Raw genomic sequence first — 23,222 nt, forward strand, 5'->3', positions numbered from 1 at the left:
GCCTGGACGAAGCCCGCAACCGGGATACCGGCGGACATGGCATGGGGCTGTCGATCGCTCATCAGATCATCGCACTGCACAGGGGCACCATCAGCGCCGGGACGAGCCCACTGGGTGGTGCTCAGTTTCGCGTTGAACTGCCCAGGCAGAGTCGGTGAGAGGCCTGTGTCGCATAATGCGGACTCTCTGAAACTTCAGCGTTTAACTGTGGATGGCAGGAAGTCTTTGGATGTCGTCCGAGTATTGGCTTTGCGACTTGAGCGATTGGCTCTCAGTTGTCTTAAAGATAAGTCACTGGCCAGCACTTGATACTCGATGGACTCAACTGCAATTAACGCGATCTTGCATTCTGCATCACTGTGTACCCCCCAGCCATAGCGTTTGGTCAGTGGAGACAGCCGGAAGTCTGGCTGCTTTCTGCTGAAAAAGGCCTCTCTGGAGAGGCCACGGCGCTGACCATTGGCGGCATACAGCACATCGTCAGAAGTATATGAATACGGGTGAGATGACAGCATTTCGAACTCTATTTCCGGTATTGACCTCCGTGCTCTCGAGGGCGGGGTCTCCGCCACAAGCACAGGGCAGTCGGGTGCGACCGAGATAAAGCAGTTGGGGATATTGGTTGTGGCCATGGTGTCATCTCATCAGGGCTCTCCCCCTCAGCCCTTGTTTCCGGCAAAGTTGAGTACCCACTGAACGCCGAACTGGTCGGCGCACATGGCGAACCGCTCGGCCCATTCCGTGTCCTGTGGGCCCATCATGGTGTGCCCTCCATTGAGGGCCGCGAACAGGCGATCCACTTCTGCCGGGCTATCGACATCCAGCATCACCTTTGCATTGTTGCCCTGAGTCAGCGGCGGCATGAATGACGGCGCATCATCGCCTCTGAGCTGCTGCTCCGGCCCGCCCAGGTCCAGTGAGGCGAAGGCGATCAGTTGCTTGTCCTGCTCGCTCATCGGGTTGCCTGGCTCATCTCCAAACTGGTCAAAGCGCAGCATCAGCATCTCACCACCGAAAACGCTTTTGTAGTAGGTAAATGCTTCTTCACAAGTTCCGCTGAACGTCATATAGGGTGCTACAGTTGTCATGGTCAAAGTTCCTGCTGTTTCGTTGATTGCCTGCGTATTCTCACCCTTCGACCATGGTTGGTATTGTAGAAATCAGACACGAAACTTGCTGAAGTAGCGGGCTGGGGTATAGCCCGTGATTCTCTTGAATGAGTGGATGAAGTGAGCCTGGTCGGTGTACGACATCAGGTAGTCTTGGCGGATCGACTGTTGCAAACGCAGTATTTTCAGCAAGTCGTGCGGTGCAAAACCGGTTGTCCGGCTGAGCACGCGCTGCAGTTGGCGTGGCGACAGGCCAGAAGCAGCGGCCATATCAGCCACACTGCGGATATCATCAAGGTTGGCCAGAATGGCTGCAGTCACGGTATTGGCCACCACGATTTTTTTATCGACCAGCCATCGAATCAGGTCTGCCAGCCCTGAATGCATATCGGCAAATGCAAGTCCTGAAAGCGCCTTGTTCGTGCTGATCAACGGTAATGGGCCCAGGTAGGGATTGCCTACGAAGCTGTCTGAAATCTCGGCAGGATCTCCCTTCCATACGCCCGGAAGCAGTTGAACACCCACATAATGAAACCACTTGCCCAGATTGAGCACCTCATAAGTCGTTCTCAGTGCCGTGATGCCGGCTATCTCGGTGTCATGCTGATTCAACAGTATGTTCACACAGGCATCCGGCAAGGCATGCAACTGAAAGTCTTCCTGCAGTGCGCTGACTGTCTTGAGCTCCCAAAAACAATGTACCCATTCGGCCAGATCATTTGGTGGCATCGCTTCTGTATAGCGCACAGACTGCGCGGTTTTCTCAATGCCATCCGAGACAGGACTATACATACAGTGCCCTCGTTGCTTATCCCAAAGCGTTCAAGATCATCAGCACAAACACCGCAGGGTACCCCAATATCACGGGCATCATGGTCAAGGTCATCCCGAATGCCCGACCTTCGACCCCTCTGACATAGCCGCGATAGAACAGCACCCGACCCACCACAAAACAGGCCGCACTGACCGGCAGTACCGACAACCATGGGCCAGAAACCAGAGCCGCAAAGGCCAGGTAAAACCCGACTGCCAACACCGCCTGCTCCAAGGTATTCTGCAGAAACGCGGACTTGATGGCGAGTCGCTCGCTGGGTGGCCCTGCCGCGGCACCGCCAATGTCCTCCGCTGAGAAACGTCGCCCAGTCGAGACCATGCCAACGGCAACCAGCAAACAGAACAGTATGATGCTGCTGACCTGGGCGGCGAACGCCAGCCGTTCTGCCAATGCCTCGGGAAAGCGGATCACACCGGGCAGCAGCCAGTAGCCCAGAGACCCGGCCCCCAATACGATCAGCAAGCTGACCGTACCGCCTGTCCTGATCGACTTTTCGGCACGCCCCATATCAATCTGGTCAGGCGAATCGAGAAAATGCGGTTTCCGTTCAGGTGCCATATCGAATCAATCCATCTGGTTCACGCCAGTCTTGCATTGTCCAAAGGCCTGCCACCTGCTGCAACGAAAAGCCTGTATGGCTTTGTCACTGGCGATTGTTCGAGCGTCGAATCTGGTCCCATTGCAACATAAAAGCAGCGCCACGCAGCGATGACACCAGGATGATCAGCATCACAAAAGGCCATTGCAGAGGATTGGGCTCCAGCATGGGTCTTCGGACATCAAGAAAATGAATGAAGAGAAAATAGCCGACGTGAACAACGACCAACCACCAGAAAGTCACCGCCCCTCGATGCAGGTAATGCCAGACTGTCGGCGTAAGCCACCGTACTGACCGGTCGTTGGAGGTCAGCATCAGCACCAGGCCGAACAACAGCGCCAGAATGCCCACGGCATTGGCCAGGCCAAAACCATGCTGGTGCATGATGTAGCGGCGAAACATCGGGCTGTACTCGAAGCCGAACAAACGAATCAGGTTCCACTCCACCCAGGCATGCAGGATGATGACCACATGCACCAGCGCCAGCATCATGGCCCAGATACCTACCTGACGGCGCCAGACCAGCCCGCCCCGGGCGCGCGGAAACAGTGCCGCCAGCGGCCCCAATGCCATGGCGAGCGCCAGCAATATCAGAGCGGTGTCACCAAACGCCCGGTTCCAGCGATGCAGCGGTTCCCATTGACTGTGCACCAAGCTGAATACGCCGATCAGGATCCCGCTCAGCAATAGGACAAGCAAGTGTCGGAAACGTGCATTTGGAGCTCGAAAGCGGCGCATCATACTTTCCCTTCGCCGAAACGGTGACTGCACCATGTTACTTTATAACACCTGCCGACTGCCAATGAGGGGCTGATCATTCCATCACATGGATAACGACCGGCGCATGCCGACCGAACAGCAATGACGGTGTGATGCCAAATGCCTCGCGAAACACCCGGGTAAAGTGTGCCGCATCGGAAAAACCTGCCGTTGCTGCTGCATCGGTCAGCGTCCCGCCCTCTCGTGCAATGATGATCGCAGCCCGCAATCGGGCCCACAACACGAATCGGCGCACAGGAATACCGATGACATCGGTAAAAGCGTGGCTTAGCCAGCTTTCAGAGGCGGCACTGGCGGCAGCTACAGCACCAATACTGACATCGCCTTCTAGGTTCTGATCAAGATAGGCCAGTGCCCGCTGCAGGCGAATGTCCAGTGGACGACTGTCTGGTGCCCCCTGATACCAGGGCAACGCCTCTACAAACGCACTCGCTGAATTCACATCCAGTTGACTGCCCACAATGAATTGTCGTGCGGCACTCAGCGCCTCTGGCAACTTGGCATGAACAAACGGTTGATGACCAAACCAGGCACAAGCACTGGCACATTCACGGCTCTCTGCGTCGGTATACAGGAGACAGCAAGGAGCGGCTGACGCGCACAAGGCATGTGGTGTATCGGGCTGAATCCAGGCGAAGTCGCCCTCGATGCGCTGTCCGCTGTCGAGATTTCTGAACACGACCGGCCCACCAAGACCCAGCGCAAACTGGCTGGCATGATGCTGATGTGGCTCGGTTTCGATCGCCGGGCCGACAATCAGCAATCTGTGCGACCAGAAAAAGAGCTGAAAGACATTCATGAGGGCTAATCTGCCAGTTTATTCAATTCACGTCTCGAACATTCAGACATGCTTTGAACCTCGACACAACCTTCAACGGGAGTTCAGACATGATGACAAAAGCTGTTCTGCGCTATGGGTCCTGGCCTGTGCTGTTTCTGGGCATGAGTGCGTGGATCATCCATCTGGCAGCCACAGGTCACGGTATTCTGCCGATGCTCGGTGTGCTGGCACTCGCAATTGGCCTCACTTTTCTGGTCGAGCACAGCATTCCATACCAGCCCGAGTGGAACCGGCCGCACGGAGATATTCGGCGAGACTGGCTGCATGCTGTTGTCAACCTGACCCTCAATCGTGCCCTGCTCTGGACTCTGCCCCTGTTTGCCTGGATGAGCCTTTCGGACGGTGTCTGGCCCGCTGAGTGGCCATTCTGGGCGCAGGCAGTGCTCTCGGTGTTCACCTGGCCAACCGAATGGCCCTTCTGGGCTCAGGTCCTGTTCGCCGTTCTGATTCTGGATATGGGCATCGCCGCAGCACACCATGCAAGCCACAAATTCCATACGCTGTGGGCTTTGCACGCCGTCCACCACAGCGTCAAACGACTTTATGGCTTCAACGGCCTGATGAAGCACCCGCTGCACCAACTGATTGAGACACTGACTGGCGTTCTGCCACTGCTTCTGCTGGGCGTCCCGTTTGAGGTTGCCATCACTCTGCCGTTTCTGGTGTCACTGTCGCTGCTGGCTCAGCACAGTAATGCAGACTACCGACTGGGCCCGCTCAAATTCGTGTTCGCCCACGCAGAGACCCACCGCTTCCATCATACCAATGATAAAAATGGCAACTACAACTATGGCCTGTTTACCAACCTGTATGACCTGCTGATGGGCACTTTTCATTATCAGAAGGGCGCAACACCCAGCACCAGCGCCGAACTGGGTATCGGGGGTCGCGACGACTATCCAAAAGACTATCGGGCGCAGTTGGTTCAGCCCTTCGTGGACATGCAAAACCCCAGGCCCATGCCGGATTCCAGTACCGTGAAAACAAAAGCTTGACCTTCCAGTGGCTGGAAGGAGCAGACTAAAGATCAGCACCAAGGGCGACTGTTCGAGAGCAGCGTCCAGTACACTTTCCCAAACTGAGGGTCTGAACATGTCAGACGCACCGATCAAGGAAACCAAAGCACCAAAGACCGTCAAGCTGACGGTACCCGGTATGGGGTCGGATCATTGCGCCGGTATCGTGCGCAGCAGTCTGGACCGCCTGTCGGGCATTGACGGCATCCACACCAACATCAGCAACCACAGAGTAACGGTCACGCTGCAGCAGGGCGGACCGGATGCCGACAAGCTGCGGCAAACGGTCGAAAATGCCGGCTATGAGGTAGCTCGGGTGGCCAGTGGCGATGAACAGGACAACGAGGCCGAAGCAGAGGTAGAGGAAATCTACCTGAAGCAGGCCTGGCGGCGCTTCTGGATTGCGGCCATCCCCGCCACCCTGATCATGCTGCTGATGATCCCGCACATGTTCATTGCGCCGGTGCCCGGGTATCTGGGTATTGTGGCGATCCTGGCCTTCCCCGTCGTTTTTCTGCTCGGCGGCGCTGCGACGCACCGGGCCAGTTGGAAATCACTGAAGAATCGCACCTTCAACATGGATGTGCTGATCAGTCTGGGCAGCCTGCCGCCCTACTTTATCGGGCTGGTCGGCTTCTTCTTTCCCATGACCTCCTTTATCGAGATGGCCGCGACCATCATGACGTTCCACCTGCTGGGACGCTATCTGGAAGCAAAAGCCAAGGGCCGCGCGTCCCAGGCCATCCGCAAACTGCTGGACATGGGCGCCCGCACCGCCCGTATCGAGCGAGCTGGACAGGAAGAAGAAGTGGACATCCGGGAACTGCAACCCGGTGACATCATGGTGGTACGCCCCGGTGAGAAGATCCCGACTGACGGTGAAGTCGTGGATGGTCACAGTCATGTCGATGAATCTCTGGCCACGGGTGAGTCCGTGCCAGTGGAAAAAGGCCCGGGCGACACGGTGATTGGCGCCACCATCAACAGTGGAGGCCGCCTGCGGGTGAAAGCCACCCGCATCGGTAACGACACCTTTCTGTCTCAGGTTATTCGCATGGTGGAGCAGGCCCAGGGCTCCCAGGTACCGATTCAGGAATTCGCCGACCGCATGACCGGGCGCTTTGTACCCGTGGTGATTCTGATTGCGCTCGGCAGCATGCTGGTCTGGTGGACCTTCCCCGATCTGCTGCGACCCATACTGGAATGGGGCTCCGGCTTTCTGCCCTGGGTCAATCCGGAGGTCTCCACACCGTTGCTGGGTATGCTGGCGGCCATCGCGGTGCTGGTGATTGCCTGCCCCTGTGCATTGGGTCTTGCTACGCCAACTGCCCTGATGGTTGGGTCCGGTCTGGGGGCTGAGCGTGGCATTCTGATCCGCTCCGGCGCCGCCATTCAGTCGTTCAAGGACATCAAGGTTATGGTGCTCGACAAGACCGGCACCATTACCCGCGGCGAACCCAAATTAACGGATGTCGTGCCAGCGTCCGGTGTACAGAGGAACGAATTGCTGCGCTGGGCTGCAGCGCTGGAAAATGCGTCTGAACACCCGATTGCCCAGGCCATAGTGGCCGGCGCCCGAGCTGACGGCATCGAACCGGACGCCGTCGACAATTTTCACTCCACCGCAGCGCGGGGTGTCGCCGGGCAGGTGGGCGGTCAATCTGTACTCATCGGCAATCGCCGCTTGCTGGCCGAGGAACAAGTCAAGGGTCTCGACGCTTTGGATGCTGACCTGGACCGGCTCGAGAGCCAGGGCCGCACCGTGGTGCTGGTCGCGGTGGACGGACAGGCTCGCGGCCTGCTGGCTGTTGCCGATACCCTCAAGGATGAGTCGGTTGATGCCATACGCGGGATGCACGCAAAGGGCCTGCACGTAGTCATGGTGACCGGCGACAACGAGCGCGCGGCAAGAGCCATTGCCGACCAGGTGGGTATTGACGAAGTCCAGGCGGGCGTCTTGCCGGAAGGCAAGGTCGATGCCATCAAGGCACTGCAGCAACGCTTCGGCGAGCATGTGGCCATGGTGGGCGATGGCATCAATGACGCTCCGGCGCTGAAGCAGGCCAATGTGGGCATTGCCATCGGCGCCGGTGCCGATATCGCCATCGAGGCGGCCGATGTCACCCTGGTGCGCGGCGAACTGACCGGGGTAGTGGAGGCCATGGCGCTGTCACATGCCACCTTCGGCAAAATAGTGCAGAATCTGATCTGGGCCAGCGTCTATAATGTAGCGGCCATACCGATTGCTGCTGTTGGCCTGCTGCATCCCATGATCGGGGTCATCGCCATGACGGCCAGTTCGCTGTCAGTAATCGGCAATTCCATTCTATTGCGGCGCCGGTATCGTCGTGCACAGACCGCGTAAATCAAGGAGACGACAAGATGATGAGTTGGGAAACTGAATGGGCGGGCCACGGTATTGGCATGCTGATTTTCATGATCATCATGCTGCTGCCATTCTGGCGCATCACGAAGAAAGCCGGTTTTTCCGGCTTCTGGAGCCTGCTGATGTTTGTGCCAGTGGCGAACATACTTTTTCTGTATTTTCTTGCCTTTGCCCGTTGGCCCAATGCCCGCCGCTGACCCGGCGGCCAACAAAACAGACGGATAACATGAAACTGTTCAGAGCCCAATCGACAAGACGCCTGATGGCTGCACTGCTGGTGCTGGTCATGGGCGTCATTGGGCCGGTGCAGGCCTCTGTTCATGCCGGTGGCATGGCAGGTCACACCGCTCAGATCGACACCAGCGGATCAGGCCTGAACGACTCAGAGTCGGTGCATGCCGGTCATCCGCATGCCGATGGACACACGTCTCTTCCGGCAGTTTCTCATCCTGGGGCCGACAGCCCCTGCGTTGAGCTCTGCCTGCTGATCTCCCTGGCACCGTCCGTCAGCACCGAGCTTTCCCCGCCAGGGGCAGGCACTGCACTGTCCGCTCATGTGGGCGCACCCATTGCACAGGGTCAGCCTGCAACCCCACCCCCCAAACACCTGTTCTGAACCAGCACACACGGTTGATTAAAATTTGATATGCCGACAGCGGCAACTGGTATTGGGCCAGGCCGGCTGTCTGCCAGAACAGGGTTAACACCATGAAAACGAACATTCGTACTATTGCAGCTCTGGGGCTGCTGACCGTATCAACTGCAGCACTTGCGGGCTGCTCACATCCTCATCACGACGACCACCATGGCGACCATAGCGGGCCTGGCATGATGATGCAGGACGGCGGGCACATGATGATGCACGACAGAATGAGTGGCTCTCAGGGCCACCATGAGGGCATGCACGGCGAGGCTCACCAGATGGGTGAAGGCCATCCCTTCATGCACGACCATCAACGGATGATGGAAGACATGCACGGCTTCGAGCTGACCGGAGATGCCGACTACGACTTTGTCCGCGGCATGATTCCCCACCATCAGGGCGCCATCGATATGGCAGAAACACTGCTGTCCGAGGGCTCGGACCCGGAGCTGCTGGCTCTGGCGGAGGACATCATTCAGGCCCAGAAAACCGAGATCGCAGAGATGGAAGCCTGGCTGGACGCCTATGGTGAGCCGCGACCCGGCGACCATGCGGCAGACATCCGGTCCGGCTATGAGCGCGCCAATACCCGCATGATGCGCGACATGATGGTCATGCCGACGGGTGACATCAATCGCGACTTCGTACTGGGCATGATCCCGCACCATGAAGCCGCCATCGACATGGCCTACATACTGTTGCGCTACAGCGAAGACACCGAACTGCGCACCCTGGCAGAGGCCGTGATCCGGGAGCAGGAGCGTGAAATTCGCGACATGCGCGCCTGGCTGGCCAGGTAGCCGGCATGCCCCTGAGTTCTCCAGGCATGGAAGTGGGCCGTTATCAGGACTTTGATGCCGTCGCGTTTACCAGCGAGGGCGAAACGGCTGTGGTCAGCGAGTATCGCTTCTGATCCCGTGACGAAGCGCCCGGCTTGCCCTTCCGGTGAGTCGGGCCTGACGGCATAGACACAGCTCTGACCGCGTCGGCAATACGCTCCACGTCCTTCACTGTCATCATGGGATGGAAGCTCAACCGCACCCAGCCGGGCTTGACCGACAGGTCCCCTTGATCCAGTTGGGAGGTGATGCGCTGACTTGTGGCGCGGTCGATATCGAGCAGATAGTGTCCATAGGTGCCGGCACAGCCGCACCCGCCCCGGGCTTCGATGCCCCACTCCCGGCTGAGTTGCTGCACCGCCTCGCTGTAGTGAACCTGATTGAACAGCAGCGAGAAAACACTCAGGCGCTGTCGTTGATGGCTCGCGAGCACCTGCACTCCCGGGCACTCATCCAGACGCTCGAAAAAGACCTGATTCAGCAGCTGCTCCCGATGCGCCATGTCTGCTGTTCCCATTTCTTTTTTCAGTTGTGCCGCCAGCGCTGCCTTTATGGCCTGCAGCACTCCTGGCGTGCCGCCCGACTCGCGCTCAGCAATATCATCGAAGTAGCGATGCTCACCCCAGGGGTTGGTCCAGAGCACAGTACCGCCGCCCGGCTGATCCGGTACCCGGTTGTGATACAGGCCCCGATTGAACACCAGCACCCCGGAGCTGCCCGGCCCGCCCAGAAACTTGTGCGGCGAGAAGAACACCGCATCCAGCGGTTCTTCGTCTGCCGGATGCATATCGATATCGACATAGGGGGCGGCACAGGCAAAGTCGACCAGACAGTAGCCCTGATACTGATGCAGCAGGCTTGCAATGGCGCGATACGGCGCTGCAACACCAGTCACATTGCTGGCGGCGGTGACAGAGGCCAGCAACAGGGGCCGACCTGTCTGATCCTGCAGGTCTTCGGCCAGCCATGCCAGATCCACCTCGCCCGTTTCTGTTGCTGGTATGACCTTCACCTCGGCCAGCGTCTCCAACCATGGAGTGTGGTTGGAGTGGTGCTCCATGTGGGTGATATAGACCAGAGGCCGATTCGGTATCTGTGCCAGCACGGCCGCCCGATGCTGCTCGTGTACCCAGAGCCCCAGCATCCGAATCAGCTTGGCCAGCGCCCCGGTCATGCCATTGCCCGCAAACAGCAACACGTCCCGCTCACCGGCATTGACGTGCTGGCGCAGCATCGTTTCGGCTTCCTGCAGTACCCCGGTCATGAACTGACCACTGAGGCTGTCCTCAGTGTGTGTATTGGCCATCCAGGGACCGAACTCCTCAATCAGCCGCTCTTCGATGGGCCGATAGAGGCGCCCGCTTGCAGTCCAGTCGGCGTAGAGGCGACCTCCGGGCAGATCGATGGTGTGCTGTCGAATCTGGTTCCAGTCGGTCTGTTGCGCCGCAGGCTGAGCTTTCATGAGTACCGGTTCCTGTTAACCATCCAAGTCAACACAGTATGCGTCGATAGCCGGCAGAAAATGTTTCAAATTTTGCGTAATAAACACTAGTTTAAGGCATGGAATTCTATAATTTATTATTTAGGGAGTATTTCATTGCTCGACACTATTGATCGCGAGCTGCTGCGCCTGCTGCAGCAGGACGCCACCCTGTCCGTTGCCGCTCTGGCAGAGCGGGTCAACCTGAGCACCAGCCCATGCTGGCGTCGCATTCAGGCTCTGGAAGAGAAAGGGTATATTCGCCGGCGCGTGGCCCTGCTGAACCGGGCACCACTGAATCTGGGTATTGATGTCTTCGTGTTCATCAAGACCAATGAACACAATGACGTCTGGCTGCAGGACTTTACCGAGGCCGTCGTGGACATGCCCGAAGTCATGGAGGCCTATCGCATGAGCGGCGATGTGGACTACCTGTTGCGGGTTGTGGTGGAGGATATCTCGGCTTATGACCGTTTCTACAAGAGGCTGGTCAGCCGGGTTCGCCTGTCCGACGTCAGCAGCGGGTTTGCCATGGAGCAGCTCAAGTACACCACCGAGCTTCCCCTCTGAACGCTATTGTCCTGTCTGGCCGGAGCGCAGAAAGGCCAGACGTCGCTGCCACACCTGCTCGGCACAGGACCCGATCCAGATAAAGTGGCTATCGGACGGCACCGATACCAGCTCGGCGCCGGGCACCTCGTCGCGAACACGCTCAGCGTGAGCCGGTGGGACGGTTTTGTCATTCGGTGAATAGAGGGCGAGCACCGGCACTGATATTTCGGACAGGTCGGAGATTTCATGCTCCAGATCAAGCACAAACCCCTGACCGGAGCGGGACGTCATGAACACCTGGCGCACATAGGCCCGTTCTTCCGCCGACATGCGATCAAGCACCTCTCCGGCGTCCAGCGTGGTCATTTCGGCCAGCATGGCTTTCATGGTCAGCCGCGGTGCCACCTTCAGCAGTCCTCTGACCATGGCCCAGGTGAAGCCCTGGGACGGCCCGAACAACCGGCTCGCCCGCCTTTTGATAACCGGCCCCCAGGGCCATGTCATGGCACATTCGAGCACCAGACGCCGCACTCTGTCGGGGCGCCGGGAAGCCAGTGCCAGCGCGGTAGGGCCAGCGGCAGAAATGCCGATGACGTCCACCGTTTCGATATCCAGTTCATCCAGCAGCGCCACCATCGCATCCGCCGCAGCCTGGGCAGTTTTGCCGACCGTTGGCGGCGTGTCGTCATAGCCGGGGCGCGACGGAGTCAGCACCGTAAAGCCTTCTGCGGTCAGCTTTTCATGTCCAAACCGGCTGTCTCGACTGGCATGACCGCCGTTCAGTACCAGCACCACCGGGCATGACTGGCCCGCAGCTTCAGGCTGACCGGATTCAAGACGGTATTCTATGGGGCCAACTGCGGTATCCGCGATCTGCTGCATATCGGTTCAAGAGCCTCTGCTGGGTATTCAGGCAGGTGTCAGCTTGCCTAGGCAGACATTATTCGTCAATAAACTATTGTCATTAGTTTATAAACTACTATAATTAGCTTATCTTGTTCAATGAGATTTAGACCGCATGCTAATACCCATTCGCTACCTTGACCTGTTTTCATCCAGTACCATCATTATGACGCTTCTGGCACTGGCAGGCCTGTCTTTGACCGCCTGCCAGTCATTGCCGGAACCTGATTTGGAGGCCACTACCATGCCGGACACTCAAACCCTGAAAACCGACCAGGGTACCCTCGCTTATGACCTTCAGGGTGAGGGCCCATTGGTGATCATGCTGCCCGGATTGGGCGACCTGCGCCAAAGCTACCGGTTTATGGCTCCGGAACTGGCCGCGGCTGGCTACACGGCCGTCACCATGGATCTGCGCGGCCACGGTGAGACCAGCGTGCCCTGGGATAGCTACAGTACCGAGTCGGTAAGCCGGGATCTGCTGGCCCTGATTGACCACGTGGATCGTGGCCCGGCGGTCGTAGTGGGCAATTCCTTCAGCGCCGGGGTGGCCGTTTGGGCCGCCACGGAAAACCCCGATGCCGTGCACAGCATAGTCATGATCGGGCCCTTTGTGCGCGACCATGAGATCAGTCTGATACAACGAGTAGGCATGACCGTTCTGTTCAATGGCCCTTGGAAGATCCGCTCTTGGCTCTGGTTTCACAACACCCTGTTCACTGATGAAAAGCCGGAAGACCATGACCACTACAGAGCCCGCCTGCGCGCCAACCTGTCGGAGCCCTATCGCTTCGATGCGGTAAAAGGCATGATTGACCGCAGTGATGCCGAGGTGGAAGCCAGGCTGGCCCAGGTTTCCCAGCCGACATTGATTATCATGGGTACGCTGGACCCGGACTATACCGACCCGGAGGAAGAGGCCGAGTGGATTGCGGCGCAACTGAACGGTGAGATCGCCCTGATCGAAGATGCCGGACATTATCCTCAGGCGGAAAAGCCCGAAGACACGCTGCACGCCCTGATGCCGTTTCTGCGTAACCAGGGTCGGGAAGGCTCACCTCCCGTCACCTCTCAGGCGGGAGACTGACAATGCCAAAACGGCCCGGGGTCAATCAGGACAGGCTGGTCGAGGCCAGCCTGGAACTCATTCAGGAACAAGGTGAGCAAGGGCTCACTTTTGTCGCGCTGGCCAAAAAACTCGGTATCAAGCCACCGTCCCTCTACAATCACGTACGCAGTATCGACGACCTGAAATACATACTGCGGCTTCGTGGTCTGAGGCTGCTCGAGTCCGACCTGAAGAACGCCGTTATCGGGCGCTCCGAATCAGCCGCCCTGCACAGCCTCTGTCATGCCTATCGGCACTTTGCGCAAACGCAACCGGCGCTGTACCGAATGACGCTCGCATCCACTGAACATGATGACGCCGACTTGCAGGCGGCCGGACGTGCCAGCCTGGAGGTCTTGCTGGCGGTGCTGTCCGGCTATGGGCTGGAAGGTGAGCGTGCACTGCATGCCATTCGCTGTCTGCGCAGTGCCCTGCATGGCTTCGTTTCGCTGGAGATTGCTGGTGGTTTTGCCATGCCGCTGGATCTGGATGACAGTTTCGAACTGCTGATCCGACAACAGGAACAGGGGCTGCGCGAGCTGCCGCCCCGTGGATGACTGAAGTGGTCAGACAAAAAAAACCGCTGCGCGGAAAACCGGGCAGCGGAACAACGAGGGATACGTAAACGGTTTGGCTGACTGATCAGCTGCGCGCAAAAACGCGCTTGAACAAGGTGCGTACCATGGCAGCCTTGTGCTGGCTGGCCCGGCTCTCAACCCAGCGGGTGTCGATTCGGTCTTCTGACCACTGCTCTACGTCAGGCGCAGAAGTGCGGAAAGAGCTGCTCGGAACCATGCCACCCAACAGGAAAGCAGGACGGTAGGCGCTGAAGGTGTTGCTCTGAAGATCGCGGCTCATAGTAATGTCCTCCTATTGGTCTGGTTAATGGGCCTGTCGATTTACTGAGCGCATGCTATGCTGAAAGCGCTGATCATAAAATCCCCAATTCGATAAAACGGAGTTTGCAAAATCGAACAGAGCAAATCGACATACCAGAGACCCCGGGGCAGCAAGCTCTGGAGTCCGGGTTCCCCAAGCAAGGTTCACTGGGATGACTTCGAGACTGTTCTGGCCATTGCCGAGACAGGATCACTTTCCGGGGCGGCCAGACAGCTAAAGGTCAATCACGCCACTGTGTTTCGACGTATCGGTGATATAGAAAAACGGATGGGTGTGAAGCTGTTCGAGCGATCCCGGCGAGGCTATCGGCCCACCCAGTCTGGCGAAGAGATGGCCAGTGCGGCGCTGCGTATCGAAGAAGAAGTCATGTCGGCCGCACGGCGGGTCGCCGGCCGTGATCTCAAGCCCGCCGGGGCCGTCTGGATCACCACCACGGATTCTCTGCTGGCGGGCCTGATGTCGCCTCTGCTGGCCGAGTTCCGCCGGCAGTATCCCGATATAACGCTGGATATCGCCGTATCCCATCAACTGTTCAATCTGACCAAGCGGGAAGCGGATGTGGCCATCCGGCCCACCAACAACCCGCCGGAAAATCTGGTGGGTCGTCGCGTGGTGGACCTGGGCATGGCCGTCTATGGTGCGCGCAGTCTGGTGGGAGACGAACCCGTTTTCGAAACGATGGAAGCGCTCCGGCAATTGCCTTGGGTTGGGCCTGGCGCCCACCTGACCGACCTGCCCATGTTCGACTGGATGATCGACCAGAATCTGGAAGACCAGTGCCATTACCGGGTTGATTCGGTCAGTGGCATCCTGGCCGGCGCAAGAGCCGGCATCGGTGTCGCTGCCCTGCCCTGTTATCTGGCCAGCCAGAAGGACGACCTGGTGCAATTGACCGACCCGGTGCCTGAACTGACCGTCGGGCTCTGGGTGCTGATGCACCCGGATCTCCGCGATGTGGCCCGGATACGCTGCCTGCTGGACTTCATGACCGAAACCATTCGCCCGCAGGCGGATTGGCTGGCGGGAAGGCCCCTTTGACCGTGCAAGTTAGATCTGGCGCAAGAGTTCCGTAGGAGGCCACCCCGTTGGCCGATTTTACAGGGGCCTGCGGCCCCATCGCGCACGGGGTGCGCTCCTACGATATCAAGCGCGGCCAAGGCCGGCGAGCAACCGCCGAATCAGTCGACGCACCAGCCCAGCGCGCGCCGCTCTTGCGACGCTCTGCACCCGGTCCGTTCTGATGCGATCATCCGACCAACGGTAGGCCTCCGGAATCCGGCTCTGGCCTGTCAGACCGGCACCCAACCGGAACGCGCCCTGATAGGTTTTGAAGCGGTTCAGTTCTGAGCAATGTGGCTGTGTCATGGTTCAATCTCTTTTGTCCTGAATGGTGAACTCATGCTAGCCTTATCAGTATTGCAATATAATTCCCTAAAAACGTTAACGGAGTTTGCATAATCGGACAGGTAGATTCCAAATCGTCTGAAAAGAGCGGTGGCCCTCATCGCATACACTGGGATGATTTCGAGACCATACTGGCCATTGCAGAGGCCGGCTCGCTCTCCGGGGCGGCGCGACACCTTCAGGTCAGTCACGCCACCATATTCCGGCGGCTGGGAGAAATCGAGCAGCGACTGGGCGTCATGCTCTTCGAGCGATCGCGGACTGGCTACACACCCACCCTGGCCGGCGAAGAACTGGCCGACCATGCACGCCAGATGGAAGCCTTCGTGCTCAGCGCCGAACGCCGGGTTGTCGGTCGTGATCTGCAGCCCACCGGGGCCGTCTGGGTGACGACCACCGACAGCATGATGACCGGCCTGCTGGCCCCGCTGTTCAGGGATTTTCGCCAGGCCTACCCGGGCATCACACTGGATGTGGCGGTGTCCAACCAGCGGTTCAATCTGACCAAGCGCGAAGCAGACGTTGCCATACGCCCCTCGAACGCACCACCGGACAACCTGGTAGGCCGTAAACTGGTAGATCTGGGCATGGCCGTTTATGGCCGTAAAGGTCTGTTTGCACCGGAGTCCGTCGACCTGGATCAGGTGGACTGGGTGGGGCCCGGCTCAAGACTGTTCGATCAGCCATTGTTGCAGTGGATGGCCGATCAGGGTCACGACAAGCGCTGTCAGTTTCGCGTGGATACGCTGATTGGCATGCTGGCGAGTGTGCGGGCGGGTATCGGGGTGGCCATCTTGCCTTGCTATCTGGCCGATGGAGACGAGGATCTGGTGCAGTTGACCGGGCCTATCCCTTCGCTCAGTTATGGTCTCTGGTTTCTGCTGCACCCGGACCTGCGGGATGTGGCGCGTATTCGGTCGCTGCTGGAATTCATGACTGAGGCGGTGCGGGCGCAGAGTGAGCGGTTGGCGGGAAGGCCTCATTGATCGAGCAGGTCGGATCTGGCGCGAGTGCTCCGTAGGAGGCCACCCCGTTGGCCGATTTTACAGGGGCCTGCCGGCCCCATCGCGCACGGGGTGCTCTCCTACGGTACCAAGCGCGGCCAAGGCCGGCGCCTACAACGATTCCCAACTGGGCAACTTGTGCCGTCGCCGGTCAAACTTGTACCAGCAGGCCATCAGCACCCCGAACAGAAACCCTGCCGCCAGCGCGGTACTGGCCGCCGTGGACGGCTCCATACCATCACTGGACCAGAACAGCAGCCACATCAGCAGCCCCCAGACCACGCTGAAGTAGATGCCGAACACCAGTACCGCCTGATGAAACGGCATGAAATGCGGTGGCCGCAGCTCAATACCCATGCGCTGCGTCAGTCTCATCAACGGCGGATTGTAATTGCCTGGGCGCATGCCCGAGTCAGCCAGCAGTTTAAGCGCTGCACTGCGACGACGGTCGAATTCCTCATCAGCCATATCGGCGACAGACTCCTTATCCGGGAGATCCCGGCCTTTCGTCGATTCGTTGCTGCCTTTTTTCCCGCAACAACCCGATCAGCCAACTCTTGTCAGCCAACCATGCGGGTCTTCTGCCTTGCCCCACTGGATATCGTTCATCATGCCGCGCAGACGGGTAGTCAGTGCTCCTGGCTCGCCACTGCCAACCCGGTGTTCCTTGCCCTGATAGATCAATGTGCCTACCGGCGCCAATACAGCAGCGGTGCCGGACAGTGCCGCTTCGCAGCCCGGCTTGGCAGCCCGTTCCAGCAGCTCTGCCACTGTGAGGTCCCGCTCCTGTACAGACATGCCCATGTCGCGAGCCAGTTGCAGCACGGAGTCACGCGTGACGCCATGCAGCAGGGTCGAATCAAGTGACTTGGTGATGACTTCGTTGTCATCAAACAGAATGAAGTTGGCGGCACCGGTTTCCTGCACTTCCCCATTGGGGCAGAACAGCACCTGGTCTGCCTTCACTTCGGCACGAGCCTGAAGGATGGAGGGCAAGGCACTGGCGTAATTGCCACCGCTCTTCACTTCGCCCATGTGCGGGGCACAGCGCATGCCTTCTTCGCGCAGCAACAGGCGCAGGGCACCGGCATCACCGCTGAAATAGTCGCCTACGGGCGACAGCAGAACATAGAGCAGAGAGGTCGCGGACGGTGCTGCCGCCTTGCCGATCGCTGCCTCGGTACCGATATGAGTCGGTCGGATGTACATGCTGCCCGGAGGCTCTGGAACTTCACTGGCAAACTTTTCGGTGATATCCAGAATCATTTTTTCCAGCAGCGACTGATCAACCTCGGGCAGCGACAACAGCCGGCTGCTCTGGCTCATACGCTTGATGTTTCGATCCATGCGAAAAATGTTGATGCTGCCATCCGGGTGCCGAAAGGCTTTCAGCCCTTCGAAACAGGTGCTGGCGTAATGAAACACGTGTGCCCCGGGGTGCAGCTGCAGGGAATCCGAGGGCACCACCGCCGGGCTCGACCACTGCGCGCCATTGAAGTCGCTGACGATCATTTCCGGCATGAAAACAGTACCAAAGGCGGTCATCCCACATCCCTCTATTATTGATTTTAGTCTGGAAAGGCACCGGCCAGGCGGCCGGTTGCCTGAATCTGAGCGGACCAGTTTACTAGCATTTAATGCGTTGAAGCTAGAGACACTAGCTCTTCAACTTGTATCCGGTTTTGAAAATCCACCAGGTAATGGCAACAAAACTGGCCAGAAAGCCCAGAGTCATGCCCAGACTGATGGCAATATGTACGTCAGACGTGCCATAGAAAGCCCAGCGGAAGCCACTCACCAGGTACACCATCGGGTTCAGCAGGGTCACGCCCTGCCAGAACGACGGCAACATGTCGATGGAGTAGAAGGTACCGCCCAGAAAGGTCAGTGGCGTCACCACCATCATGGGCACAATCTGCAGTTTCTCGAAACCATCCGCCCAGATACCGATAATGAACCCGAGAAAACTGAAGGTGATGGCCGTCAGTACCAGAAAGCTGAACATCCAGACCGGATGGTCAATCTGATAGTCCACAAAAAGCCGCGCGGTCACCAGGATAATCAGCCCCAGCACGACCGACTTGGTCGCCGCGGCACCCACATACCCGATAACGATCTCGATATAGGAAATCGGTGCCGACATCACCTCATAGATGGTGCCGTTGAACTTGGGAAAATAGATGCCGAACGAGGCGTTGGACACACTCTGCATCAGCAGTGTCAGCATGATCAGGCCCGGCACGATAAAGGCCCCATAGCTGACCCCGTCTATGTCCATCATCTGTGAACCGATGGCTGACCCGAAAACGACGAAATACAGACAGGTAGAAATGACCGGTGTGGCAATGCTCTGCAACAGGGTGCGCCAGGTGCGCGACATCTCGAAAATATAGATGGCACGGATCGAGTAATAGTTCATGCGCTGCCCTCCTGCTCGCCATGCACCAGATCGACAAAGATATCCTCCAGAGAGCTCTCGCGGGTCTGCAGGTCCCGATACTGGATGCCGGCCGTGCTGAGCCGGTGCAGCAGGTTCGAGATGTCGTCGTGATCACTTTGGGCATCGAACCGGTAGATCAGTTGGTAGCCTTCATCCACCAGTTCAAGGTCAGTGCCGTTGAGGGCCTCGGGTAAGGCAGCCAAAGGCTCATGCAGCGACAGGCGCAGCTCCTTGCGGCCCAGTTTTTTCATCAGCGCATCCTTGCGGTCCACCAGAATAATGCGCCCCTGATTGATCACGCCAATCCGGTCGGCCATCTCCTCGGCTTCTTCGATATAGTGGGTGGTCAAAATGATGGTGACGCCCTTCTCGCGCAGTTGCCGCACCATGTCCCACATCTCGCGGCGCAGTTCGACATCGACGCCGGCCGTCGGCTCGTCCAGAAACAGGATGCGTGGCTCGTGCGACAGAGCCTTGGCAATCATCAGACGCCGCTTCATGCCGCCAGACAGTTCCATGGTGCGAGTGTGCCGCTTGTCCCAAAGGGACAGATCACGCAGCACTTTTTCGATGTGCGCCTCATTGGGCGGCTTGCCGAACAGGCCACGACTGAAGCGCACCGTGGTGATGACATGCTCGAAGGCATTGGTGGCCAGTTCCTGAGGCACCAGGCCAATCTTGGAGCGAGCAGCACGGAAATCGGAGATGATGTCATGGCCATCGGCCAGCACCCGCCCGCTGGTAGGCGTCACCAGGCCACAGATGATACTGATCAGCGTGGTCTTGCCCGCGCCATTGGGACCAAGCAGGGCAAATATCTCGCCGGGTTCGATATCGAGATCGACCTTCTTGAGGGCCTGAGATCCACCTTCATAGGTTTTTTCCAGCTGTTGTACCGAGATGATGGGTTGCACGAAGGATCCTTTCGCTTGCAGGTCGGATGCGACCTTACGTGTGAACGAACAGCGACGGATCATAACATGCCATGAAACCGATGCAGGGGCCTGGTCGTAGAATCCACTATGCGTGATTATATTATAGAAGCCAGCGAAGCCGGATATCGGGTGTTTGTCCTCACCGACGGCAAGCGCTACCCACTGGGTGAGCGCCCCTACCCCAGCCTGACTCGTGCCAGGGACCAGATCCCCAAACGGTTTCGGGGCAAGGCACGGTTGATTCACCGCACGGCCTATACCGAGTTGATCAATGCGCCGGATGAACCGTCACCGCCATTGGAGCTGCCGGTTGGCGAAGACACCCCTCACAAATAGGTGCCTTCATCCTCCACCGGCACCAGCCACAGGCACTGGTAAGGCATCAGGTCGATCGTCTTGCCCGGCCCGTGCTGCTGTCGGCTCAGCAGGTCCAGGGCGCCAAGTGTCTCACTGTGAAACAGCTTGACCAGCGACAAGGACACATCCTGCGGTGCCACATTGAACACACAGACCACCATACCCTCGCCTTCACCGCGCTGCACAATAAACAGATGCGAATCCAGGTCATAAATTTTCTGTGCTGCATCAGGGCTCAGCGCAGGCAGCGACTGGCGCAAAGCAATCCGCCGGCGCATTTCAAAATAGACCTGGCTCTGCGGCGTGCCCGTCTTCTCCAACAATGCTGTCAGTTCCGGCAGGGCCCACCGTTTCCGGTTGATCGAGCGCAGCCGGCCAGTTACCTCGACGCCCCGCTGGTCATTCGGGGTGCCCAGCAGCGAATGGATGTAAAAAGCCGGCAAGCCCTGCAGTACCAGCATGATCGACTGCGCACAGATAAACCGGTCAACTTGCCATTGGTCCGGCCCGCGCCGGGTACCCATCATGGCATCGAAATAGGTGATGTTGATTTCATAGGGTGAGTCGGTGCCATCCGGATTGGCCCGCATGCTGACATAGCCCCCGAACTGCTGCATGGACTCGATGATGCTGCTGATTTCGTGCGTCGGCAGAATACCCTCGAGGGCGCGCAGACCGATGCCATCATGAGAGGCCGTAAAATTCAGGAAGGTGCAGCCCGGTGGCGGCGGGGCCAGTGATTGAGCCCAGTTGGTCAGCAGGTCCGCATTGCCGCGGTTCATGGTGTACAGGACCAGTGGCGGCAAGGCGAACTGGTAAACCAGGTGTGCCTCATCCCCGTCGCCGAAATAAGACAGGTTCTCCGCATGCGGCACATTGGTCTCGGTGATGATCAGGCTGCCCGGGCGCAACTGCTCGGCAATCACCCGAAGCAGTTTCACCACCTCATGGGTTTGCGGCAGATGGATGCATCGGGTGCCCAGTTCCTTCCACAGAAAAGCCACCGCATCCAGCCGGATCAGGCTGGCCTCCTGCTCCAGATAGATGATGAAGATGCGCACCATCTCCAGCAGCACTTCCGGGTTTTCGTAATTGAGATCAATCTGGTCGGGTGAAAAGGTTGCCCATACATGGCGCACACCGCGGCGGGTGTAGATGGGCGCCAGCAGTGCCTGGCTGCGCGGTCGCACCACCTGACTCACATCCGTGTCTTCCGGCATTTCAATGAAATAGTCCTTCCCGGGCGGGTGGTTGGCCACAAAATCCGCGAACCAGACGCTCTCCCGTGAAATATGATTCAACACGAAATCGAACATCAGAGCCCGCGACTCGCCCAGGCGACGAATATCAGCCCAGGACCCCAGGGCCGGATCCAGCATCAGGTAATCAATGACGGAAAATCCGTCATCCGAGCTGTAAGGGAAAAACGGCAGAATATGCACGTGCGACAACTCCGGAAGCCATTCAGTCAGAAACCGGTCCAGCGTCTGCAGTGGCGCTGTACCAGGCTCTTCAATGCTGTTGCCGTAAGTAATCAACAGTACATCCTGCTCGGACAGCGCCGGGAGAGTTGCACCACTCTGGTGCAGTGCACTATTTTGAATCATTGTCAGAATGCGGTGAGTGCACTGATCTGCCACAGCGTCTTGATACAAGGCAGCACAGTGAGCGCGCACCCGAGCCGCTGTATTGGCATCAATTTCCGTCATAGTGCTCTCTATTCCTGTACACAGTGAAGATCAGTCGACTGCCCACCCGGGCCATGTCGATAGGGAGGTGTCCCTTGCCATGCTAAACTCATACCCGATATGCCCATTGCTGTTCGTTAATGTGTCATGATCGGGTGTTAGCCTTGTGTTGGTGACGAGCCAGAGACACAATATTCACAGGACCGGTCGCAGTCATCAAGTAGGCATGCGGCTTGCAGCCAGAGGGGCAAAAGAAGACGACAGCCACCCGGGTTACAACACAGACGCCCGGGCAGGCCCTGAAAAGTGGGCAATGTCGTTTTTCAGCGCTCTGCAGGTACATTTTACCCTTACGCTGAGCCGGACTTGGTCCGCTCATCGCTCTGAAGAAAGGAGACACCATGATCAACAAATGTCTGTTCCCGGTCGCCGGATACGGCACCCGCTTCCTTCCCGCCACCAAAGCACTGGCGAAAGAAATGATGCCGGTGGTCAACAAGCCATTGGTGCAATATGGCGTCGAGGAAGCCATTGAAGCCGGCCTGACTCGTATCGGCTTTGTCACCGGCCGCGGTAAACGCGCCATAGCCGACCATTTCGATATTTCTTACGAACTGGAACACCAGATTTCCGGCTCCGGCAAAGAGAAATATCTCGAGAGTATCCGCTCGGTCATGTCCAAGGCACAGTTCTCGTTTACCCGCCAGAACGAAATGAAAGGCTTGGGTCATGCCATCCTCACGGGTGAAACCCTGATCGGCAACGAACCCTTCGGCGTGGTATTGGCCGACGATCTGTGCCTGCCGGACCCCGGGCAGCCCAATGTCATGGCCCAGATGGTCAAGATATTCAATCAGTTCCGCTGCAGCATTGTCGCCGTCATGGAAGTACCTGAAGACGAGATCCACAAGTATGGTGTGATCAAGGGTGAAGCCATGAAAGACGGGCTCTACCGGGTAGACGACATGATAGAGAAACCGAGCAAGGACAAGGCGCCATCCAACCTGGCCATCATTGGTCGCTACATCCTGACCCCGGACATATTCGACATCATTCGGAATACCAAGCCGGGCAAGAACGAGGAAATTCAGCTCACCGATGCACTGCTGACGCAGGCCCAGGACGGCTGTGTGATGGCCTATCGTTTCAAGGGCACGCGGTTCGACTGTGGCAGTGTGGATGGCTTCGTTTCTGCCACCAACCATGTCTATGAAAATCTGTACACAGAGTGACCGATGACTGGAGACGCCCGCCAACCCCGGGTAATGCATTGATTTTCATAATAAAAAGGTTGCATTCGAAAAACGGGTTGGTAATATACCCGCCACTCCTCGCGGAGTGCTTGCGAAGGTTGCGTCCCCTTCGTCTAGTGGCCTAGGACACCGCCCTTTCACGGCGGTAACA

At 58.1% G+C, this 23,222-nt stretch carries 28 protein-coding genes; 13 read left to right on the forward strand and 15 right to left on the reverse strand.

Translation table 11 applies throughout. The features are described 5' to 3' along the window. Positions 1-2 precede the first annotated feature (2 nt). Positions 3-158 (forward strand): ATP-binding protein, encoded by a 156-nt coding sequence (locus LAT62_RS16380; protein WP_367120556.1) that lies wholly within the window; start codon positions 3-5, stop codon positions 156-158. 36 nt (positions 159-194) lie between these two features. On the opposite strand, the gene LAT62_RS10160 is transcribed toward LAT62_RS16380, so the two are convergent. From LAT62_RS10160 to LAT62_RS10185, 6 genes are all read right to left on the reverse strand, one after another. After that, positions 195-632: a DUF6157 family protein gene (locus LAT62_RS10160; protein WP_293382940.1), complete on the reverse strand. Its 438-nt coding sequence runs from the start codon at positions 630-632 to the stop codon at positions 195-197. Positions 633-659: 27 nt separating this feature from the next. Then, complete coding sequence (locus LAT62_RS10165; protein WP_293382943.1) at positions 660-1,088, reverse strand: VOC family protein; 429 nt, start codon at positions 1,086-1,088, stop codon at positions 660-662. Between the two features lie 72 nt (positions 1,089-1,160). Beyond that, positions 1,161-1,901, reverse strand: a complete 741-nt coding sequence (locus LAT62_RS10170; protein WP_293382946.1) for an AraC family transcriptional regulator — start codon at positions 1,899-1,901, stop codon at positions 1,161-1,163. A gap of 16 nt (positions 1,902-1,917) precedes the next feature. Beyond that, positions 1,918-2,502 (reverse strand): MAPEG family protein, encoded by a 585-nt coding sequence (locus LAT62_RS10175; protein ID WP_293382949.1) that lies wholly within the window; start codon positions 2,500-2,502, stop codon positions 1,918-1,920. An 85-nt stretch (positions 2,503-2,587) separates the two neighbouring features. After that, entirely contained in the window at positions 2,588-3,193 is a 606-nt protein-coding gene (locus LAT62_RS10180) for a ferric reductase-like transmembrane domain-containing protein (RefSeq protein WP_293383011.1), read from the reverse strand. A 163-nt stretch (positions 3,194-3,356) separates the two neighbouring features. Next, the gene (locus LAT62_RS10185) at positions 3,357-4,121 is read right to left on the reverse strand and encodes a helix-turn-helix domain-containing protein (protein WP_293382952.1); all 765 of its coding nucleotides are present in this window, start codon (positions 4,119-4,121) and stop codon (positions 3,357-3,359) included. Between the two features lie 89 nt (positions 4,122-4,210). On the opposite strand from LAT62_RS10185, the gene LAT62_RS10190 reads away from it, so the two are divergent. From LAT62_RS10190 to LAT62_RS10210, 5 genes are all read left to right on the forward strand, one after another. Then, on the forward strand, positions 4,211-5,158 hold the full coding sequence (locus tag LAT62_RS10190) for a sterol desaturase family protein (RefSeq protein ID WP_293382955.1): 948 nt from the start codon (positions 4,211-4,213) through the stop codon (positions 5,156-5,158). Positions 5,159-5,255: 97 nt separating this feature from the next. Then, positions 5,256-7,544 carry a heavy metal translocating P-type ATPase gene (locus LAT62_RS10195; protein WP_293382958.1) on the forward strand — a complete coding sequence of 763 codons (2,289 nt, stop codon included), beginning with the start codon at positions 5,256-5,258 and terminating at the stop codon, positions 7,542-7,544. Positions 7,545-7,561: 17 nt separating this feature from the next. Further along, on the forward strand, positions 7,562-7,762 hold the full coding sequence (locus LAT62_RS10200; RefSeq protein ID WP_293382961.1) for a hypothetical protein: 201 nt from the start codon (positions 7,562-7,564) through the stop codon (positions 7,760-7,762). Between the two features lie 29 nt (positions 7,763-7,791). After that, complete coding sequence (locus LAT62_RS10205; RefSeq protein ID WP_293382964.1) at positions 7,792-8,181, forward strand: hypothetical protein; 390 nt, start codon at positions 7,792-7,794, stop codon at positions 8,179-8,181. A gap of 92 nt (positions 8,182-8,273) precedes the next feature. Continuing rightward, positions 8,274-9,008 (forward strand): DUF305 domain-containing protein, encoded by a 735-nt coding sequence (locus tag LAT62_RS10210; protein ID WP_293382967.1) that lies wholly within the window; start codon positions 8,274-8,276, stop codon positions 9,006-9,008. Positions 9,009-9,051: 43 nt separating this feature from the next. On the opposite strand, the gene LAT62_RS10215 is transcribed toward LAT62_RS10210, so the two are convergent. Then, complete coding sequence (locus LAT62_RS10215; RefSeq protein ID WP_293382971.1) at positions 9,052-10,509, reverse strand: aminotransferase class V-fold PLP-dependent enzyme; 1,458 nt, start codon at positions 10,507-10,509, stop codon at positions 9,052-9,054. Positions 10,510-10,644: 135 nt separating this feature from the next. Here LAT62_RS10215 and LAT62_RS10220 point away from each other — a divergent pair, with 135 nt between their 5' ends. Then, on the forward strand, positions 10,645-11,097 hold the full coding sequence (locus LAT62_RS10220; RefSeq protein WP_293382974.1) for an Lrp/AsnC family transcriptional regulator: 453 nt from the start codon (positions 10,645-10,647) through the stop codon (positions 11,095-11,097). Positions 11,098-11,100: 3 nt separating this feature from the next. Here LAT62_RS10220 and LAT62_RS10225 read toward each other — a convergent pair whose 3' ends face one another. Next, positions 11,101-11,961 carry an alpha/beta hydrolase gene (locus LAT62_RS10225; protein WP_293382977.1) on the reverse strand — a complete coding sequence of 287 codons (861 nt, stop codon included), beginning with the start codon at positions 11,959-11,961 and terminating at the stop codon, positions 11,101-11,103. Between the two features lie 136 nt (positions 11,962-12,097). On the opposite strand from LAT62_RS10225, the gene LAT62_RS10230 reads away from it, so the two are divergent. Further along, positions 12,098-13,069: an alpha/beta hydrolase gene (locus tag LAT62_RS10230; protein WP_293382980.1), complete on the forward strand. Its 972-nt coding sequence runs from the start codon at positions 12,098-12,100 to the stop codon at positions 13,067-13,069. 2 nt (positions 13,070-13,071) lie between these two features. Further along, on the forward strand, positions 13,072-13,647 hold the full coding sequence (locus LAT62_RS10235; protein WP_293382983.1) for a TetR/AcrR family transcriptional regulator: 576 nt from the start codon (positions 13,072-13,074) through the stop codon (positions 13,645-13,647). 85 nt (positions 13,648-13,732) lie between these two features. Here the strand turns inward: LAT62_RS10235 and LAT62_RS10240 are convergent, their stop codons facing one another. Continuing rightward, positions 13,733-13,948: a hypothetical protein gene (locus LAT62_RS10240; protein ID WP_293382986.1), complete on the reverse strand. Its 216-nt coding sequence runs from the start codon at positions 13,946-13,948 to the stop codon at positions 13,733-13,735. Between the two features lie 111 nt (positions 13,949-14,059). On the opposite strand from LAT62_RS10240, the gene LAT62_RS10245 reads away from it, so the two are divergent. Next, a complete protein-coding gene (locus LAT62_RS10245) occupies positions 14,060-15,028 on the forward strand; it encodes a LysR family transcriptional regulator (RefSeq protein WP_293383013.1) in 969 nt (322 codons plus the stop codon). Positions 15,029-15,133: 105 nt separating this feature from the next. Here the strand turns inward: LAT62_RS10245 and LAT62_RS10250 are convergent, their stop codons facing one another. Then, positions 15,134-15,355, reverse strand: coding sequence for a hypothetical protein (locus LAT62_RS10250; protein ID WP_293382989.1), 222 nt, complete (start codon positions 15,353-15,355; stop codon positions 15,134-15,136). A 143-nt stretch (positions 15,356-15,498) separates the two neighbouring features. Between LAT62_RS10250 and LAT62_RS10255 the strand changes: the two genes are divergently transcribed. Then, positions 15,499-16,380, forward strand: a complete 882-nt coding sequence (locus LAT62_RS10255; protein WP_367120557.1) for a LysR family transcriptional regulator — start codon at positions 15,499-15,501, stop codon at positions 16,378-16,380. Positions 16,381-16,509: 129 nt separating this feature from the next. Here LAT62_RS10255 and LAT62_RS10260 read toward each other — a convergent pair whose 3' ends face one another. The 4 genes from LAT62_RS10260 to LAT62_RS10275 all read right to left on the reverse strand — a co-directional run bounded on the left by LAT62_RS10260 (position 16,510) and on the right by LAT62_RS10275 (position 19,752). Continuing rightward, entirely contained in the window at positions 16,510-16,866 is a 357-nt protein-coding gene (locus tag LAT62_RS10260; RefSeq protein ID WP_293382992.1) for a DUF6404 family protein, read from the reverse strand. 78 nt (positions 16,867-16,944) lie between these two features. Next, positions 16,945-17,943, reverse strand: a complete 999-nt coding sequence (locus LAT62_RS10265; RefSeq protein WP_293382995.1) for a branched-chain amino acid aminotransferase — start codon at positions 17,941-17,943, stop codon at positions 16,945-16,947. 112 nt (positions 17,944-18,055) lie between these two features. After that, positions 18,056-18,817: an ABC transporter permease gene (locus LAT62_RS10270; RefSeq protein ID WP_293382998.1), complete on the reverse strand. Its 762-nt coding sequence runs from the start codon at positions 18,815-18,817 to the stop codon at positions 18,056-18,058. Next, positions 18,814-19,752, reverse strand: a complete 939-nt coding sequence (locus LAT62_RS10275) for an ABC transporter ATP-binding protein (protein ID WP_293383002.1) — start codon at positions 19,750-19,752, stop codon at positions 18,814-18,816. Before LAT62_RS10275 ends, LAT62_RS10270 begins: the two co-directional genes overlap by 4 nt. A 108-nt stretch (positions 19,753-19,860) precedes the next feature. On the opposite strand from LAT62_RS10275, the gene LAT62_RS10280 reads away from it, so the two are divergent. Continuing rightward, the gene (locus tag LAT62_RS10280; RefSeq protein ID WP_293383005.1) at positions 19,861-20,109 is read left to right on the forward strand and encodes a hypothetical protein; all 249 of its coding nucleotides are present in this window, start codon (positions 19,861-19,863) and stop codon (positions 20,107-20,109) included. Here the strand turns inward: LAT62_RS10280 and LAT62_RS10285 are convergent. Next, positions 20,100-21,839, reverse strand: coding sequence for a sugar phosphorylase (locus tag LAT62_RS10285; protein ID WP_293383007.1), 1,740 nt, complete (start codon positions 21,837-21,839; stop codon positions 20,100-20,102). The genes LAT62_RS10280 and LAT62_RS10285 overlap by 10 nt on opposite strands. A 380-nt stretch (positions 21,840-22,219) precedes the next feature. Here LAT62_RS10285 and galU point away from each other — a divergent pair, with 380 nt between their 5' ends. Next, the gene (galU, locus tag LAT62_RS10290; protein ID WP_293383009.1) at positions 22,220-23,050 is read left to right on the forward strand and encodes a UTP--glucose-1-phosphate uridylyltransferase GalU; all 831 of its coding nucleotides are present in this window, start codon (positions 22,220-22,222) and stop codon (positions 23,048-23,050) included. The last annotated feature ends 172 nt before the right edge of the window (positions 23,051-23,222 follow it).

Source organism: Natronospirillum sp. (assembly GCF_022565775.1).
In the GTDB taxonomy this organism is placed as follows: Bacteria; Pseudomonadota; Gammaproteobacteria; order Pseudomonadales; family Natronospirillaceae; genus Natronospirillum.